Annotated in this window: 13 protein-coding genes and 1 tRNA gene; 5 read left to right on the forward strand and 9 right to left on the reverse strand. The window is 65.9% G+C overall.

Annotated features, from left to right (window positions below; all coding sequences use genetic code 11):
- Positions 1-21 precede the first annotated feature (21 nt).
- A complete protein-coding gene (locus IAG41_RS11905) occupies positions 22-3036 on the reverse strand; it encodes a TonB-dependent receptor domain-containing protein (protein WP_222950666.1) in 3015 nt (1004 codons plus the stop codon).
- Positions 3037-3303: 267 nt separating this feature from the next.
- Here IAG41_RS11905 and IAG41_RS11910 point away from each other — a divergent pair, with 267 nt between their 5' ends.
- On the forward strand, positions 3304-4854 hold the full coding sequence (locus IAG41_RS11910; protein WP_262408631.1) for a permease: 1551 nt from the start codon (positions 3304-3306) through the stop codon (positions 4852-4854).
- Complete coding sequence (locus IAG41_RS11915; RefSeq protein ID WP_187728854.1) at positions 4851-5855, forward strand: serine hydrolase domain-containing protein; 1005 nt, start codon at positions 4851-4853, stop codon at positions 5853-5855. The genes IAG41_RS11910 and IAG41_RS11915 overlap by 4 nt, the downstream gene beginning before the upstream one ends.
- A 199-nt stretch (positions 5856-6054) precedes the next feature.
- Here IAG41_RS11915 and IAG41_RS11920 read toward each other — a convergent pair whose 3' ends face one another.
- From IAG41_RS11920 to IAG41_RS11955, 8 genes are all read right to left on the reverse strand, one after another.
- Positions 6055-6480 carry a DUF1801 domain-containing protein gene (locus IAG41_RS11920; protein ID WP_187728855.1) on the reverse strand — a complete coding sequence of 142 codons (426 nt, stop codon included), beginning with the start codon at positions 6478-6480 and terminating at the stop codon, positions 6055-6057.
- A gap of 82 nt (positions 6481-6562) precedes the next feature.
- Positions 6563-6850 (reverse strand): hypothetical protein, encoded by a 288-nt coding sequence (locus IAG41_RS11925; protein ID WP_187728856.1) that lies wholly within the window; start codon positions 6848-6850, stop codon positions 6563-6565.
- Between the two features lie 118 nt (positions 6851-6968).
- Positions 6969-8396 (reverse strand): D-alanyl-D-alanine carboxypeptidase/D-alanyl-D-alanine-endopeptidase, encoded by a 1428-nt coding sequence (dacB, locus tag IAG41_RS11930; RefSeq protein ID WP_187728857.1) that lies wholly within the window; start codon positions 8394-8396, stop codon positions 6969-6971.
- Between the two features lie 10 nt (positions 8397-8406).
- The gene (locus IAG41_RS11935) at positions 8407-9651 is read right to left on the reverse strand and encodes a dicarboxylate/amino acid:cation symporter (protein WP_187728858.1); all 1245 of its coding nucleotides are present in this window, start codon (positions 9649-9651) and stop codon (positions 8407-8409) included.
- Positions 9652-11238, reverse strand: a complete 1587-nt coding sequence (locus IAG41_RS11940) for an N-acyl-D-amino-acid deacylase family protein (protein WP_187728859.1) — start codon at positions 11236-11238, stop codon at positions 9652-9654.
- The gene (gene dgcA / locus IAG41_RS11945) at positions 11235-12224 is read right to left on the reverse strand and encodes an N-acetyl-D-Glu racemase DgcA (protein WP_187728860.1); all 990 of its coding nucleotides are present in this window, start codon (positions 12222-12224) and stop codon (positions 11235-11237) included. The genes IAG41_RS11940 and dgcA overlap by 4 nt, the downstream gene beginning before the upstream one ends.
- The gene (gene dgcN, locus IAG41_RS11950) at positions 12182-13216 is read right to left on the reverse strand and encodes an N-acetyltransferase DgcN (RefSeq protein WP_187728861.1); all 1035 of its coding nucleotides are present in this window, start codon (positions 13214-13216) and stop codon (positions 12182-12184) included. Before dgcN ends, dgcA begins: the two co-directional genes overlap by 43 nt.
- Before the next feature lie 68 nt (positions 13217-13284).
- On the reverse strand, positions 13285-14169 hold the full coding sequence (locus IAG41_RS11955; protein ID WP_187728862.1) for a LysR family transcriptional regulator: 885 nt from the start codon (positions 14167-14169) through the stop codon (positions 13285-13287).
- Positions 14170-14243: 74 nt separating this feature from the next.
- On the opposite strand from IAG41_RS11955, the gene IAG41_RS11960 reads away from it, so the two are divergent.
- From IAG41_RS11960 to IAG41_RS11970, 3 genes are all read left to right on the forward strand, one after another.
- The gene (locus IAG41_RS11960; RefSeq protein WP_187728863.1) at positions 14244-15383 is read left to right on the forward strand and encodes a serine hydrolase domain-containing protein; all 1140 of its coding nucleotides are present in this window, start codon (positions 14244-14246) and stop codon (positions 15381-15383) included.
- A gap of 530 nt (positions 15384-15913) precedes the next feature.
- The gene (locus IAG41_RS11965; protein ID WP_187728864.1) at positions 15914-16096 is read left to right on the forward strand and encodes a hypothetical protein; all 183 of its coding nucleotides are present in this window, start codon (positions 15914-15916) and stop codon (positions 16094-16096) included.
- Between the two features lie 109 nt (positions 16097-16205).
- Positions 16206-16279: transfer RNA gene (locus tag IAG41_RS11970), tRNA-Gly, on the forward strand.
- Positions 16280-16284 lie beyond the last annotated feature (5 nt).

Consider the following 16284-nt stretch of genomic DNA (forward strand, 5'->3'; position numbering starts at 1 on the left):
CGGAGCAATCGCCAATCGATCCTAGAACTTCACCTCTGCCGCGATGGTGAACGAGCGGCCGCGCGGATCAGCGACGCGCGGATCCCACGAGCTGCCCGCGCCGGTGTTGCCGTCATAGGTGACCGCGAAGGGCGGGTCGGTGTTGAACAAATTCCTGACGCCTGCGGTCAGCTTGTAGCCGGGCGCGAGGCCGGTGTAGCTCAGCGACAGGTTATAGATGATATAGTCGTCGACGAACTCATTGTAGTCGGGGCGCGTCACCGTGCCCGCCGCGATGCCGGGCAGCGCGAAGTTCTTGTAGCCCTTGCGGAAGATCTGGCTCAGCGACAGCGAAATGTCGTTCGTCGTATAGCTGATGAAAGCATTGTGTTTCCACTTGTTGCCCAGGTCGCCCGCAAAGGTGAACACGCCGATCAGGCTCGGGCCATAGGGCGAGGTTGGCGTCAGCTTCTCGCGCTTCTTGAGCAGCAGCGTTCCGTCCAGGCCGGCGGCGAACCGTCCGCCCAGCCCGTCGATCGCGCCCCGCGCCGAGAATTCGAGACCCTGGGTGCGGCGCGAACCGGCATTGGCCCAGGTATCGTCGATCGCCACGATCGTGCCGCCCGCATCACGAATGAACCGATCGGGGAACAACGACGCATTGTCGATCAGCTGACGCAGCGTCAGCAGCTGAATCGTGTTGTCGACCGAGATCGACCACCAGTCTGCCGAAAGGCTGAAATTGGCTGCCGGCTGGATGACGATGCCCGCGCTGAACTGCTTCGCCGTTTCCGGGCCCAGCTCGCTGTTGCCGCCGGTGGCGATGTCCGGACGGATGAAGGCGCAGGCCGGGTTGGTCGCGTTCGGCACGCCGCCCGGGCACTTCACCGGATCCGCTAGGTCGCTGCCGGCATAGGGCGACAGGGTGATCCCGTTGAAGATCTGGTTGAACGACGGCACGCGGAAGCCGGTGTTGAACGATCCGCGGAACATGACCTGGTCGATCGGGCGGAATTTGACCGAAATCTTCGGATTGGTCGTCGAACCGAAGCCGGTATAATCGTCGATGCGCACCGCGCCGGTGATATCCAGGCCGGGCAGGATCGGCACCAGCAGCTCGGCATAGGCCGCCTTCACGTTGCGGGTCTTCGGCGTCAGTGCGTTGACGTTGTCGAACGCCGCTAGGAAAATGACGGGAGCCGTTGCGGCAGCGGCATCGGAGCCGTTGAACGCATAGGTCTCGCGGCGATAGTCGACGCCGGCGGCGAGCTGCACGTCGCCCCCCCAGATATGGAACAGCGGGCCCGAGACCGATCCGTCGAACTGCTTCACTTCGTATTTGCCGCCATAGAGCGTGGCACCACGCGCGGAGACCGATTCGAGCGCTGCAAGGCCGGCGGGTGTCTGATCTAGGCTGAAGGGGTTGATGAGACCGCTGTTCATCACGCCTACGAGACCGCGACCCGCAGTGCCCGCCGCAGCCGGCGCCAGGGGATCGTACGCGCCATTGGCCAGCGTGCCGCGATAATAATAGCCGCTGCCGAGCACCGATGAGGACTCGCTCTTCGCATACGAAGCGCCGGCGCGATAATCCCAACCCTCCCACAGCGGCCCTTCGACCCCGAGCGCGGCGCGGAAGGTCTTGGTGTCGGTCTTGTACTCGCGCGGACCGCAGACTCCGCAGCGCCAGCGATAGGAGATAGGCTGCCCGTAGCGGGCGTCGAGCGCCGCCACCTGCGCCGGGTTTCCGGCAAAGGTCGAACGGATAGCATTAAAGACGCTGTTGTAGGTCGCCGCAGTGGCGCTGTTAAGCGGGTATGCGATCGGCAAGTTGGTCGTGTTGGCCGAAAGCTGGGCGTTCGAGAAGCTCTTGGCCGATTTCGCGTCGGAACCGGTGATTTCGAGCGAAATCTCGTGTTGCCCGGCAACGCGGACAACACCGCGTCCGTAATAGGTCAGCGTCTCGATCGGCTGCTGGATGACCGCGGCGCGGCCCGTATCCCACGAACAGGCATAATAAGCGGTGGGTGCGTTCCACAGGACTTCGTCATAAGGCATGCCACCGTCCATCGTCCCGCAGCCGGCGCCGCCGGGCAGATCGAGGGGATTGATGCCGCCGGCGGCCGCGTTGGCGCCATTGGGAGCCGTGAGGGTCAGGCCGGTGAGCAAGGTGCCGGTCGGCAGTTGGGCGGCGTTGGCGCCGATATTGAAGGCCGTGGCGATCGGCGTGCCGCGCGTGTCGACCGAAAGACCGCGATTGGGCTGGTTGCCATTGACGAAGCTGCGGTCCGAGCCGCGCAGGATCTGGTTCCAGCTATAAGCGACCGCGCCCATCACGTTGAAACCCTGCTTGTCGAGGTCGCCATAGCCGGCGATGCCCGAAAGACGGTAGATATTGCCGCCGCCCTGCTCGGTAACGTCGGTGAAGGCCTGAAGGCCGAGGCCCTGATAGTCCTTCTTGGTGATGAAGTTGATCACGCCGCCGACCGCGTCGGTGCCGTAGATCGCTGAAGCGCCGTCCTTCAGGACTTCGACGCGCTCGATCGCTGCGAACGGGATCTGGTTGACGTCGACTGCGGAGCCGGTGAGGCCGTGCGCGGCGACGCGGCGACCATTGAGCAGCACCAGCGTGGCGGCGCTGCCCTGGCCGCGAAGATTGGCGGCGGAAAGGCCGTTCGTGCCACGCTGCGCACCGCTGGTCACGTCGGCGTTGGAGGCAAGATTGTCCGCGCCGCTGCCGTTGGTGCTCAGGAACATCACGAGCTGCTCGGGGCTGCTGATGCCGTTGCGCGAAAGCTCCTGCGTCGTGATCACCTGGAGCGGCAGGGCGGAATTGTTTGGGTCTTGCTTGATGCGCGAACCGGTCACCAGGATTTCGGCGCCCTTGGCTTCGTCGTCCTGCGCATCCGAGACGGGCGCTCCCGCGCCCGTCGGCGTCGCGGCCTCCTGCGTGTCCTGATCGTTCTGCGTCTGCGCGGCGGCAGGGGTCACAATGGCGAGCGCGGCGAGCGCCGTGCCCGAAACCAGCATCAATTTGAACGACTTCGCAGCAAGCATGGTATGGCCCCCCAAGGACCGCTCAACCCCAGAACGGACCGCGGCATTAAGTAACAAGAATGTTGCGCTGCGCCATAGTTTCTGTTGCACAATCCATAACATCGCGGCATCGCCACGCACAGAAACGTCGCGAAGCGTGTCGTGCGCGCAACACTCTCTCATTTTCCGGCCATTGACGGATCGCGCGGCACAGTCGAGCGTCGCGAAAATGCTGCCCGGGGGATCAACAATTGCTGCGCTCTTCGATTGAATCCGCGAGCCACGCACTTGGCTGACGCGACCCTCGCCCCTCCCGTAATTCGGCCCGGTTTCGGACGGTTGGCGCTGTACCTGTTGCTCGGCTTTGCTGCCGGCCTGCCCTTCTACATGTTCAACGCGGTGCTGCTGCTCCGGCTGGCCAGGCATGGGGTGGACATCGTCACGGTTGGCTTCTTCGCCTGGGTAGCGCTACTGCCGACGTTCAAATTCGCCTGGGCGCCGCTGCTCGACAAATATGACGTGCCCGGCTTCGGCCGCTTCTGGGGCAAGCGTCGCGGCTGGATCATGCTCTCGCAGCTGGGCATCTTTCTCTCGACCGTGGCGATGGCGTTCACCTCCGCCGACACCAACCTGCCGCTAACCGCGTTGTTTGCGGTGCTGCTCGCCTTCTGGACCACCACGCTCGAAGTTGCGGCCGATGCCTGGCGGATCGAGCTCGCCCCCACCGCCGAGCAGCAGGGGCCGATGGTGGCGGCGAACCTATGGGGCTATCGCAGCGCGATGGTCGCGGCGGGTAGCGGCGCGATCCTGATCGCGGCGGCCTGGGACTGGACGGCGGCCTATCTCGTCATCGCGGCGGCCGCCTTCCTGCCCTTCCCGATCCTCGCGGCGATGCGCCCCGATCCCGGACGTGGCGGCGGGCGCGGTACGGCGCTGGCTACCGGGGTGGGCGCCAGCATAGTGGTGCTCGGCGCGAGCTTGGCGATCGCCGCGGCGGTCGGCTGGGTATTGCTCACGGCGATCGGCTCGATCGGGATGAGCAACCCCAGTGTGATGAGCTATTATGTGTTCGGGATCGCGCTGGTGCCGTTCATCGCGCTGGGCGCCGCGGTGCCCTGGATCTCCAAGCTGCCGACGGACCATCCCCTGCTCAACACCTCGGCGCTGGCGCCGTACGCCAACGTGGCATGGCGATACGGCATCCTGATCATTCCGATCCTGCTGTTCGTCTCGGTCTATCGGATGGGGGACGTGATGGCGCTCACCCTCTCCCACCCGCTGTTCAACGCGCTCGGCTATGGGTTGACCCAGATCGGCGTGGCCGACGGGTTCGTCGCGCTCTTCTCGAGCATGCTCGGCGTGGCGCTGGGCGGCTGGCTGGCGGCCAAGGCGCCGATGGGCTGGGCGCTGGTGATCGGCGCAATCATGTCGGCGCTGAGCAACTGGATCTTCGCCTGGCTCGCGCACCAGGCCCCGGGCGGACCGATACTGTTCCATCTCGGATCGATGGCGGTGAGCGCGGGCGATTTCGACCTCTACCTCGCCATGGCGGTCGACCAGTTCGGGCACGGCTTCGAGGGCGCGGTGTTCGTCGTCTACCTCTCGCTGCTCGTAAACCCGCGCTTCCCGGGCGCCCAATATGCATTGCTCTCGGGCCTGGCCTTCCTGATCCCGCGGCTGCTCGCCGGGCTTTCGGGCGTGTTCCAGAAGGCGATCGGCTATGACGGCTTCTTCATCATGGCCGGCGCGATGAGCCTGGGTGCACTGATCTTCCTGCCCTTCATCGTCCGGGCCAGGGCTCGGCCCGACAACAAGCTACCGGAGCCGGCTGTTTCATGATCGACCCCGCATTCGCTCCCGCCGCCGCATCCGTGGCGGAGGGCCGCATCCCCGGCGCGACGCTGGGCCTGGTCACCGCCGACGGCCAGCGCTGGATCCGGCTCGCCGGCATGGCTGCGCTGGTCCCCGAGCAGGAGGTGCTGACCGAGGAGCATTGGTTCGACCTCGCCTCGGTCTCGAAAGTGATCGCCACGACGACGATCATCCTCCAGCTCGCCGACGAGGGCCGGCTCGACCTCGACCGCCCGCTGACCGACGCGATCCCCGACCTGCGCCAGTACGACGTCGCCAACGCCGCCGAGCGCAAGCTGACCTTCCGGGACTGCCTGGCACACCGCACGCATCTGCCTGCGGTCGAGCCGATCTACACCTATGACGGCGACCCTCAGCGGCTGCGCGCCTTCGTCCTGCAGCGCGAGTGGAAGCATGTCGCGCCGGCCTATTCGGACATCAACTTCATCCTGCTCGGCATCGCGATCGAGCGGATCACCGGCCAGCCGCTCTCCGATTGGCCGCTCGGCCCGGAGCTCAGCTTCGGCCCGCCCCCCGGGCCCGCCGTCGCCACCGAATTCTGCCATTGGCGGGGCCGGGTGCTGAAGGGCGAGGTGCATGACGAGAATTGCTCGGCGATGGGCGGCGAGACCGGCCATGCCGGGTTGTTCGGCACCGTCGCCGGGGTGCTGGGCTATGCCCGGGGGCTGCTCGACGGCAGTGGCGCCTCGCCGGCGATGCTGCAGGCGATCCGAACCCCCCATCGCGACCACCGCACCTGCGGTTGGGAAAGAAAATTTGTCGGCTGGTCGGGCGGCCAGGCCTGTTCGGACGAGACGATCGGCCATACCGGCTTCACCGGCACCGGACTATGGATCGATTTCGAGCGCGGCATCGCCTGGACCCTGCTCACCAATCGCGTCCATCCGAGCCGGCATTTCGATAGCGGCATCTTCACGCTGCGCCCCGAGACCGGCGATGCGGTGATCGCGGCATGGGACGCGGGCTGAGCAATCCCCAACCGATCGGTTGAGAGCCCAGCAGGCGAAATCCTACATTGCCAGCGATTTTCGGACAGGAGCGGGATGACCGCTTCGGACCACTGCAGAAGTGGTGGTTTACGCACTGCAGCCGCGCAAGAAATCCCCTCTTCCTGTCGGCATCCTTACCAGTCAGCGCAATTGATCTGACAGGGTATGGCAGCAGCTATCATTTACGAACTTCCAGCCCAAATCGGATTGCCGCTTCAAGCGTATCTATATTTATACCCTTTAAAGTCTTAAATTTGATACAATAACCAGTTACACTAGCCTTACCTATATTTTCCCCATAAACTTGAGATAAGTATTTCTTATCTTCAATACCAATAATGTATATAGAGAGACCCGTCGTATTCGAACTTAGTCCGATCCGGTAAAATTCTCTAGTTTTTCCACCTGCATATTCTATTAACTGATGTCCATACCCTATGTTTGGATTTGAAACTATTTTACCATCGCTATTTTTACCGTCGAGGAACCACAATTTACATTCTGGCGATATGCGAAGTATGAGCTGGTGCAGCTCGTGCATTTCATCCCGCTTTTGCTCAGGTTGATCAGCAATATACTTTTTGATTTGCTCTTGCATGTTCATGTTAGGAGCCCCCAAATCGCAACTTCGCTCAGACGCCCATGCAGGCTGCGAGTGGCCGGCTATACGCTTTCCACGCTGAGATTCAGATGCCGTGACGCGAATTGTCGAACAGGTAAGCGGCGATCCAACATGCCAGTATCAGAGCGCCAAACAGGAGGGACATGCGTTTGCTCGAAGCATCGCTTCGCAGCGAACCGGCCAGCCAAGCCAAATTTCCGATGAGAAATAGCGCCAGGACCGGGGCCGCCATGACGAACCATATAAAGGCGTCCCCTACGCTCGCGCCTGGAACATTTGCCAGTTCAGGTTCGATCCAGGACCGCGATGCCGCCGTTAGAAATGCGGCAATGCCAGCCAGGTTGATTGCCATCCACAAGAGTCGCGAACGGCGTGATCTGAACATGGTCACGCTTCTAATGGACGGCTGTGCATAGCCCGTGCAGGCCTTGTCCGCTTCCCGCCGGGCTTTCATCCCCTTACTGCGCGCCTCAATTCTCCGCCGCGATCAGTTCCAGCGCAGCATCCATCGCCTTGGTCGCGCTCACGCCTTCCGGGACGTCGTTGGCGAAGACCGAGAAGGTGAGCGTCCTGCCGCTCTTGCCGACCATATAGCCTGACAAGGCATTCGTGGCGTTTAGCGTGCCGGTCTTGGCGAAGAGCTTGCCCTCCAGCGGCGTCCCCTTGAAGCGGCGGGCGAGCGTGCCGTCGGCACCGGCATTAGGCAGGGTGCCGCGCCATGCCGCACCCCAGGGCTGCGCGGCGACCCAGCGCAGGAATACCACCACGCCGCGCGGCGCGACGCGGTTATAGGTCGACATGCCCGAGCCGTCGGAGAAGTCATAGGCGCGGCGGGGCACGCCGGCGCCGGCGAGCATCGCCTCGACCACCGCGACGCCGTCAGCGATCGAGCCGCTGCCCTGCTGCACGGCGACGCGGCGCAGGAAGAGCTCGGCGTGGAGGTTCTGGCTGACCTTGTTGGTGAAGGTCAGATCCTCGATCAGCGGCGCGGGGGTGAGTTTGGCGAGCGGTTTGGCCAAAGGCGGCCGCGGCGCGGGCGCGCCCTTGCGCACGGCTGGATCGTCGGACGGCGACAAGGGCCGGTGCCGCGCCAGCGCCTTGCCGGTCACGCGCACGCCACGCGCCTCGAGCAAAGTCTTCAATCGCCACGCGGCATAATCGGCGGGATCGTCGATGCCGAAGCGCAGTTTTTCGGGCTCGGCGCCCGCGACGATCGTGCCCGTCATCCGGATCGTGCGGCTGAGCGGCATCCGGTCGAAACCGATATCGGTCTTGCCCGACGCGACCGTCACCGCGCGGTTCTCGATCTCGAAATAGGGCAGCGTGTCGAGCTTGGGCGCTTCGCCGGCCACGCCGGGGATCACCTGCGCCGGCAGCTCATTATCGTCGAGCGTCAGCGCCGAGATGCCGGTGCCCGAACGGCTGGGAATGTTGTTCCAGCTCATCCCCGGGCTCCAGCGCTCGTCTGGGAAGAGCGTGTCGTCGCCGATCACGTCGCGGACCACGCGGGTCTTCGCCGCGACGGCGTCGGCCAGCGCGGCGAGGCAATCCACCGTGCAATCGGCGGCGCTCGACAGGCGCGCGTCGCCATGCCCCTCCAGCACCACGTCGCGCCCCTCGATCCGGACCGTCGCGCCGCCCGTCGTATCGGGCTGATCGATGCCGGGCAGGGTCGCGAAGGCGGCGGCGGTGGTGAACATCTTGGTGTTCGAAGCGGGGATGAAGCGCCCGTCGGGATTGACCGCGACGATCTCCTTGCCGTCCTCGCCCGCCACGACGAGCCCGAAGCGCACGCCTGGCCCGGCCTCGCCAAGCTTTGCCTCGACGCGGGCCTGCAGGCTTTCCTGCGCGGTTGCGGGCGTGGCGACGAAAACCAGAAGTGCGAAAATGCGGCGCATCTTGTTCCCCTCAAGCCATGTCGGGCGCGCGATAGACTTCCTCGTCCAGCTCGCCTTCCCAGCGTGCGACACAGGTCGCGACGGTAAGATTGGCGCTGGCGCTGGGGACGGTGCGGGTCATGTCGAGCAGCCGATCGAACGGCAGCACGAAGCCGACGACCAGAGCGGTCTGTTCAGGCGCGATGCCGACCGCAGAGAGCACGGCGGCGAGCATGAACAAGGAGGCCGAGGGGACCGGCGCGGTGCCGAACGCGGCGAGCGCCCCGGTGAGCAGCACCATGCCATAGACCTGCGGCGTCAGCGGCGTGCCGAAGGCCTGGAGCGCGAACATGCTCAATAGCCCGACATACATTGCCGTGCCGTCCTTGCCGATGCTCGCGCCCAAGGGGAGCACGGTGGAGAAAACCGGGCGGCCTACGCCCAGATTCTGCTCTGCCACACGCATGGCCACGGGCAGGGTCGCCGAGCTCGACGCGGTGGAGAAAGCGACCACCAGCGCGTCGACGATGCCGCGGAAAAAGGGGAGCAAAGGCAGGCGCGCGAGCAGCCTGAGCATCAGGCTGTGCACCACGATGATCTGGATCAGCGAACCCAGCACCACTGCCAGCGCCAGCCAGCCGACATGGACGAATACCGCCGCACCGTTCGCCGCGACGGCATTGGCGATCAGCGCGAACACGCCGAACGGCGTCGCCTCCATGACGATGCCGACAACCTTCAAGAGGACTGCCGACGTCGACTGGAGCACCGCGGCGAAGGGCTTGCCCGCCTCGCCCGCGATCACCGTGCCGCAGCCGACCAAGATCGCGACAAAGATCAGCGCGAGCATGTCGCCCTTGGCCAATGCGTCGACGATGTTGAGCGGGATGATGCCGATCAGCTGGTCATAGGGGGTGACCGGGACGCCCAGCGCGTGCGGCGCGGCGGTGCCGAGCGGTGCGCCCACGCCGGGGCGGACCAAAGTCGCAACCAGCATGCCGACCGAGACCGCGATCGCGGTGGTGAAGGCGAACAGCCCGATCGTCCGGCCGCCAAGGCCGCCGAGGCGCCTGGGATCGGCGAGCGACGTGATGCCCGATGCGATCGTCACCAGCACGATCGGCGCGACCAGCATGCGGATCGCGCGGACGAACAGGTCGCCGAGGAACTGGACGTGCGGCGTGGCGGACGGCCAGACCAAAGCGAAGACCAGCCCCAGCGCCAGGGCGCCGAGGACACGCTGCCACAGCGCGATGCCGAACCAGGCCTTGAGCACCTAGCGGCAGCTTCCGGGCGTGGGGGTATGCGGCAGCGCGCGGCCGCCGGCCTTGCCGGTCAGCGCGCCCTTGTCGACCGCGATGGTGCCGTTGACGACCACCGTCCGCACGCCGGCAGCGAGCAGGGTCGGCGCCTCATAGGTAGCGCGCGAGGCGTAGGTGCTGGGATCGAACACGACCACATCGGCGAACGCGCCCGGCTTCAAATGGCCGCGCCCCTTGAGCCCGAACCAGTCGGCCGGGAAAGCGGTGCTGCGCTCGATGAACTCGCGCAAGGTCAGGACATGATCGGCGACGACGTACTTCGAATATTTGCGGGCGAAGCTGCCATAGACGCGGGGGTGCCCGCCGGAGGCGTCGGAGCCGGTCATTACCCAGGGCTGGCGCATGAACGCGGCGATGTCCGCCTCGCTCTGGTTGAACGAGACGGTGCCCGAATCACCGAGGCGGATTGCGTTGATCGCAGCGGTTACCGCGTCCTCGCCCCGCACCTTCATCACCTGAGCGAGCGTCTGGTTGGCATATTTGCCCTCGACGATCAGCAATTTCTCGGGGCCACCGCGCTTGCGGAGATTCTCGGTGATGCCGGCGCGTAGCTTCTCGGCCTGCGCGGGATCGTCGAAGCGTTTGAGCAGTGCCGGGCGACCGCCGTCCTGCGCCCAGATCGGCATCAGCGAGGCGACCAGGCTCGTGCCCGATGCGTCCCACGGATATTGATCGGCGGTGACATTCTGTCCCGCCTTCCGCGCGGCCTCGACCTTGGCGATGATCGCCGGCGCCTGGCCCTGCACGTCGATGCCGAGCGCCTTGATATGGCTGATATGCGCCGGGAGCCCGCCCTCGCGGCCGATCCGGATTGCCTCGTCGATCGCTGCCGCCAGCCCGACCGTGTAGGAGGATTCGTCGCGGATATGGCTGTCATAGACGCCACCGCGCTTGCCGGCTTCCTTGGCGAGCTCGATCACTTCCTCGGTCTTCGAGAAGCTCTGCGGCGCATAGAACAGCCCGGTCGAGAGGCCGAGCGCGCCGTGGCACATCGCATCGGCGACGAGCGCCTTTTCCTGCGCCAGCTCCCCGGGCGTCGGCGCGCGGTCCGCCTCGCCGATCACTTTCTCGCGCACCGCGCCGAAGCCGACATAGGCGGCATAGTTTATGCCTACCGGCTTGCTCGCGGCGCTGCCGAGCACCCGAGCGACATCGGGACTCCCGCCGCCGTCATTGCCGATGAACGCGGTAGTGACGCCCTGCATGAGGAACGCCGGGATCAGCCTTTTGGCCGGGTCGTCGGATGCGAGATCCTCGCCCATATGCGTGTGCGGATCGATGAAGCCGGGCGCGACGATCATGCCCTTGGCATCGATCACACTGGTTGCGGTCAGCCGCAGCTTCGAGGGGGCCACGCCGTCGCGATAGCGGATGACCCGGAGGATGCGATCGCCCTTGATCAGCAGGTCGCCGGTGAAAGGCGCCTCGTCCCCCGTATAGATCGTGCCGCCGCGGATCAGCAGATCGGCTTCCTGCGCCGCCGGCGGCGATGCCGCGCCCAGCGTGAAAGCCGCGATTCCAAACAGCAGCGCGACCTTCATGGCGATCCCCAAAAACCCTTTGCCGGCGGTAGCATAAGCCCATGCTCGTCGCGTACCCCACCCGCGCGATCCTCCGCGAGCCAGATCGGACCGTCAAGGTCGACGAAATCGGAGCGGCGCGCGATGTGCAGCGCCGGGGCGATCGACAAGGATGAGCTGATCATGCAGCCGGTCATCAGCCCGAGCCCGCGCGCGCGCGCCGCCTGGGCCAGCTCCAGCCCCGCGGTGAGCCCGCCCGACTTGTCGAGCTTGACGTTGACCACCTGGTAGCGCGCGGCGATGCGGTCGAGATCGGCCGCGACATGCACCGATTCATCGGCGCAGATCGGCACGTCGGGGGTGAAGCCCTCCAGCCATGCATCGTCGTCGGCGGGTACTGGCTGCTCGAGCAGCGACACCCGGTGCTTGACCAGCACGCGCTGCATCGCCTCGACCAGCCGCTGGTTCCAGCTCTCATTGGGATCGACGATCAGCGCGGCATCGGGCGCGGCGGAGCGCACCGCGGCAATCTGCGCATCGGGAAGCGTCGCATCGACCTTGATCTTGATCAGCGGGGCAGCGGCGATGCAGCGGGCCGCGGCGCCCATCATCATCGGCGTGTCGATGCCGATAGTGAGCGCGCTTGCCAGCCGCTCGGGCTCGGGCGCGCCGATCATCGCCGCGACGGACTTGCCCGAGGCCCGCGATTCCAGATCCCATAACGCGCAATCCACGGCGTTGCGCGCCGCGCCGGGCGGCAGCAGCCCGAGCAATTCCTCGCGCCCGGCGCCGGCCTCGATCGCTGGGCGCGCGGCCTCGATCGCCGCGAGTGTGGTCTCGACGTTCTCGCCATAGCGCGGATAGGGCACGCCCTCACCGCGCCCGATGACGCCGTCCGCCTCCACCGTCACCGTCACCACATCCGCCTGGGTCTTGACCCCACGCGAGATGCGGAACGGACGGCTCAGCGCGAAGCGGTCGTGCTGCGCGCGGAGGATTCTAGGCATAGCAGCTCGTCGAGGATCGGATCGACGCCGAATGCGATCGGATCGGTGCAGGGCAGGCCCAACCTATCCGCGGTGGCGGCGCAGAGCCGTTCGGCCTCGGCGCGATCGAGCCGCGAGGTGTTGAGGCACACGCCCACCGCGCGCACATCGGGGCTGGTCAGCCGGGCGACATGCAGATTGGCGGCAAGGCACTCCTCGAGACCGGGCAATGCGCGGCCGGGAATGCCGCGCATATGGCTGCGCACCGGATCGTGGCACATCACGATCGCCTCGGGCTGCGCGCCATGAAGCAGCCCGGTCGAGACCCCGGCGAACGAGGGGTGGAACAGCGAGCCCTGCCCCTCGATCAGATCCCAGCCACCATCGTGGCGCGCGGGCGCGAGCACTTCGATCCCGCCCGAGATGAAATCGGCGACCACCGCGTCGATCGGCACGCCCTCGCCGGCGATGAGGATGCCGGTCTGGCCGGTCGCGCGGAAATCGGCCTTGATGCCACGCGCGCGCAGGCCCTGGGTGAGCGCCAACGTGGTGTACATCTTGCCGACCGAGCAATCGGTGCCGACGGTGAGCAGCCGATGGCCGGCGCGGGGATTGCCGTTGCCCACCACCATGTTGGCCGGCGGCTCGCGCACGTCGAACAGTTGGAGGCTCTTCTCCGCCGCGAGCGCCGCCAACCGCGGCACGTCACGCAGGCGCTGGTGCAGGCCCGCAGCGACATTCATTCCTGCCTCGAGCGCCGCCACGGCATCATCGACCAGGTCGCCGCCCATCATCCCGCCCGAATTGGCGACGCCGAGAACGAAGGTTTTCGCTCCCGCCGCTGCGCCTTCGGCGATCGTCATGCGCGGCAGCCCGAGCGTGAGTGTCGAATCGTCATGACGGAATTCGCCCACGCAATCATCGCGGCGGAACTCGGCGAGCCCGCGCGAGGTCTTGATGCCCGCGAAGTCGGTGCTGTGGCCCAGGTAAAGCAGAAAGGGTGCGGGTATCATCCTGATAACGCTATCGTCGGTGCGCGGCCCCCGCGCATATCAATGGCGCGGCTCGGCATAGCCAGCCGTTATGGCGCGTCGATCACCCCAGCGAGCGTCTTGAGGAAATCGGTGGCAAGCGCGGTGGGCGGCCGATTGAGCAGGAACATTGCATGGACGTCGAACGTCACCTGCGGTTTGAGCGGCCGGATCGAGAGGCCGGGCGCCATCGACGCCTCGGCGGTGAAGCTGTCGACCACCGTCAGCCCCACCCCCTGCCGCACCAAGGCGGTGGCGATATAGAAGGTACGCGCGGATACGATTTCGTCGAGCACGATCTCGGCGCGCTCGAGCTCCTGGGTGAAGAGCTGGCCGATAGGCCCGCTCGCCACCACGCTGATGAACTTGTGGTCGCGCAACCGCTGGAGCTCGATGCGGGGCGGCGCGTCGGGCATATCCTCCTCGCGATAGAGCACCACCAGCTCGCCCTCGCCCAGCCAGCGATGCCCGACCGGCGCGGCGTGCGGCACTTCATACGCGATCGCGATGTCGGTCTCGCGCTCATAGAGTTTGCGGAGAAGATCGTCGTGATGGACCGTCTGGAGATCGAACTTCACGCTCTCGTGCGTCCGCAGGAACTGCGCGACCGCAGTGGGCAGCGCATCGAGCGCGATCGAAGGCAAGGCCGAGACGCGCAGCACGTGCCCGCTGCCGCGGCGCAGGTTCCGGCTCGCCTCGCGCAGCGCATAGACCTTGTCCTGGATCTCGCTGACCTCGGTGAACAAGGTATGCGCGTCGTCGGTGGGCACCAGCCGGCCATTGGTGCGCTGGAAGAGCTGGAAGCCGAGCAAAGATTCGGCGTGGCGCAGCATCTTCGATACCGAAGGCTGCGAAACGTTGAGCGCGCGCGCCGCGCCGCTCACCGACCCGTTGACATAGACCGCATGGAAAATCTCGATGTGGCGCAGGTTCATAGCCACAGCCTAGTCGCGTTTGCGAACGGGGCAACCGCTTGCGCGCATCGCGCCGGTTCGCCTAGCCTTGGGCCATGCTCTTCACCGCCCTGCTGCTCGCAGCCACGCCGCACCCGCTCGCCAGCGTGCGCATCACCTTCGACCGCAAAGGCGAAACCTCGATCCGCCAGCAAGGCGTGGCCGATCTGGCCGCGGGCCGCGGGGTCACCGCCGACGATCCGGTGCGCGTCGCCTCGATCTCGAAGCTGGTGACGTCGATCGCGGTGCTGCGCCTGGTCGAGCAGCACAAGCTCGACCTGGATGCCGATGTCTCCAAATGGCTGGGCTGGAAGCTGCGCAACCCCGCCTTTCCCGACACCCCGATCACCCTGCGGCTGCTCCTGTCGCATCGATCGAGCCTGACCGACACGATCGACTATGTCCTGCCGCTCGATGCCGACATGCGCGGGGTGCTGGGCAATCCCAAGGCGTGGGATGCGACGCACGCGCCGGGAAGCTGGTTCAATTATACCAATTTCAACTTCCCAGTGGTCGCCGCGGTGATGGAGCGCGCGACCGGGGAACGCTTCGACCGGCTGATGGACCGGCTGGTGCTGCGGCCGCTCAGGATCCAGGCCTGCTACAATTGGGCGAGCTGCGACGCGAAGACCGCGGCGCGCGCGGTGGTACTCTATCGCGACGCTCAGCCGGTGCGGGACGACAATCGCGGCGCGGCTCCGCTTTGTCCGGTCACTCCCGCCAGCGATGGCGGCTGCGATCTTTCGAAGTGGCGCGCGGGCGCGAACGGCGCGGTGTTCGCGCCGCAGGGTGGGCTGCGCATCTCGATGCACGGGCTGGCGAAGATCGGCCGGTTGCTGCTCGGCGGCGGCACGGTGGACGGTGTGCGATTGCTGAGCGCGCGCTCGATGGCGCTGCTCGAGGCGCCGCTCTGGACCTTTAACGGCAGCAACGGCGACACCAGCCACGGCTTCTATTGCAGCTATGGCCTGGCGATCACGTATCTCGCGACGCCGACGCAGGGGTGCCGCGACGATCCGTTCGGCGACAGCGTCCGCCGCATCGGCCATGCCGGCGAAGCCTATGGCCTGCGTTCGGGGCTGTGGGTCGATCGCGAGACGGGCACCGGCGTGGTCTATTTCGCGACAGATGTGGTCGATGGGACGGGCGCGCGATCCGCCTTTACCCCCATCGAAGAGACGCTCGCCCGGCCCTGAGTCTAGTTGCGTATCCGGGACTTGAGTCTCCATTGTCGCCCCGGCCTGGTGCCGGGGTCCACTATGCCGGACGCGAGCCGCTCCGGGCTCGATCACGTCGCCCAGATGCTTGGTGGACCCCGGCACAATGCCGGGGTGACGAAGGAAGGTGCGGTCGTTGAACGCCGGCCGAGCCCGCGCATTCGTCGCACGTTCGTCGCGGCTAGGCGGACATGCCGGGCCGATTCGCCTATCCGACAAATGTCCCGTTCACTCCCCCGGTAGCGGTGACGCCGTGCTTCGCCCCGCCCCAGGGCAGGCGCATCGACGGCCATCCGGACCCGCTCCGGATGGCCGTTTACATTTTGGTCGCTTCAACGCGCGGGGTCGCCGCTTCATCCCATGCTGCACCGCAACCGACGCAGCTTCGTCGCTCCGGTCGCGGGACCGGTGTGTGAGCTGTCATAGCTATATAACACACCTCGGGCGGTCGATAGTAGCCGACGCGGAATTGCGGGCCGGATGCCCGACATCATCCAGGGAATTGACCAATGCGTATCACCATCCTTCTGGTTCTCGCGGCCGGCGCCACGCTGGCTGGTGGCCGATCGGCCCAGGCGCAGACAAGAACGGCTACCGCATCCGCACCCGCGTCGAGCGAGTATCGCCACACCGAATTTGGCGACGACCTCTCGCGCCACCAGGTGCTGGCCGGAGTCGACTACCGCTTCTGAACCAAGGCGATCCCCTGCGGGTCGCAAGGGTGGGGCGGCGTCGGGTAATCGGCGTCGCCCCTTAGCGGTTGACCATGTGCGCCGGGTTGTGCCAATCGGCGCGCGGCTAGCGGGTATAGTACAATGGTAGTACAGCAGCCTTCCAAGCTGAATACACGGGTTCGATTCCCGTTACCCGCTCCAGCCCT

Origin of the sequence: Sphingomonas sp. JC676, from assembly GCF_014489075.1 — a bacterium.
GTDB lineage: Bacteria > Pseudomonadota > Alphaproteobacteria > Sphingomonadales > Sphingomonadaceae > Sphingomonas.

What these genes read in the sequence shown, in the direction of transcription:
- IAG41_RS11905 (WP_222950666.1), bottom strand. Translation starts at nt 3,036, where the DNA reads ATGCTTGCTGCGAAGTCGTTCAAATTGATGCTGGTTTCGGGCACGGCG.
- IAG41_RS11915 (WP_187728854.1), top strand. Translation starts at nt 4,851, where the DNA reads ATGATCGACCCCGCATTCGCTCCCGCCGCCGCATCCGTGGCGGAGGGC.
- IAG41_RS11920 (WP_187728855.1), bottom strand. Translation starts at nt 6,480, where the DNA reads ATGAACATGCAAGAGCAAATCAAAAAGTATATTGCTGATCAACCTGAG.
- IAG41_RS11925 (WP_187728856.1), bottom strand. Translation starts at nt 6,850, where the DNA reads ATGGCAATCAACCTGGCTGGCATTGCCGCATTTCTAACGGCGGCATCG.
- dacB (WP_187728857.1), bottom strand. Translation starts at nt 8,396, where the DNA reads ATGCGCCGCATTTTCGCACTTCTGGTTTTCGTCGCCACGCCCGCAACC.
- IAG41_RS11940 (WP_187728859.1), bottom strand. Translation starts at nt 11,238, where the DNA reads ATGAAGGTCGCGCTGCTGTTTGGAATCGCGGCTTTCACGCTGGGCGCG.
- dgcA (WP_187728860.1), bottom strand. Translation starts at nt 12,224, where the DNA reads ATGCCTAGAATCCTCCGCGCGCAGCACGACCGCTTCGCGCTGAGCCGT.
- dgcN (WP_187728861.1), bottom strand. Translation starts at nt 13,216, where the DNA reads ATGATACCCGCACCCTTTCTGCTTTACCTGGGCCACAGCACCGACTTC.
- IAG41_RS11955 (WP_187728862.1), bottom strand. Translation starts at nt 14,169, where the DNA reads ATGAACCTGCGCCACATCGAGATTTTCCATGCGGTCTATGTCAACGGG.
- IAG41_RS11960 (WP_187728863.1), top strand. Translation starts at nt 14,244, where the DNA reads ATGCTCTTCACCGCCCTGCTGCTCGCAGCCACGCCGCACCCGCTCGCC.
- IAG41_RS11965 (WP_187728864.1), top strand. Translation starts at nt 15,914, where the DNA reads ATGCGTATCACCATCCTTCTGGTTCTCGCGGCCGGCGCCACGCTGGCT.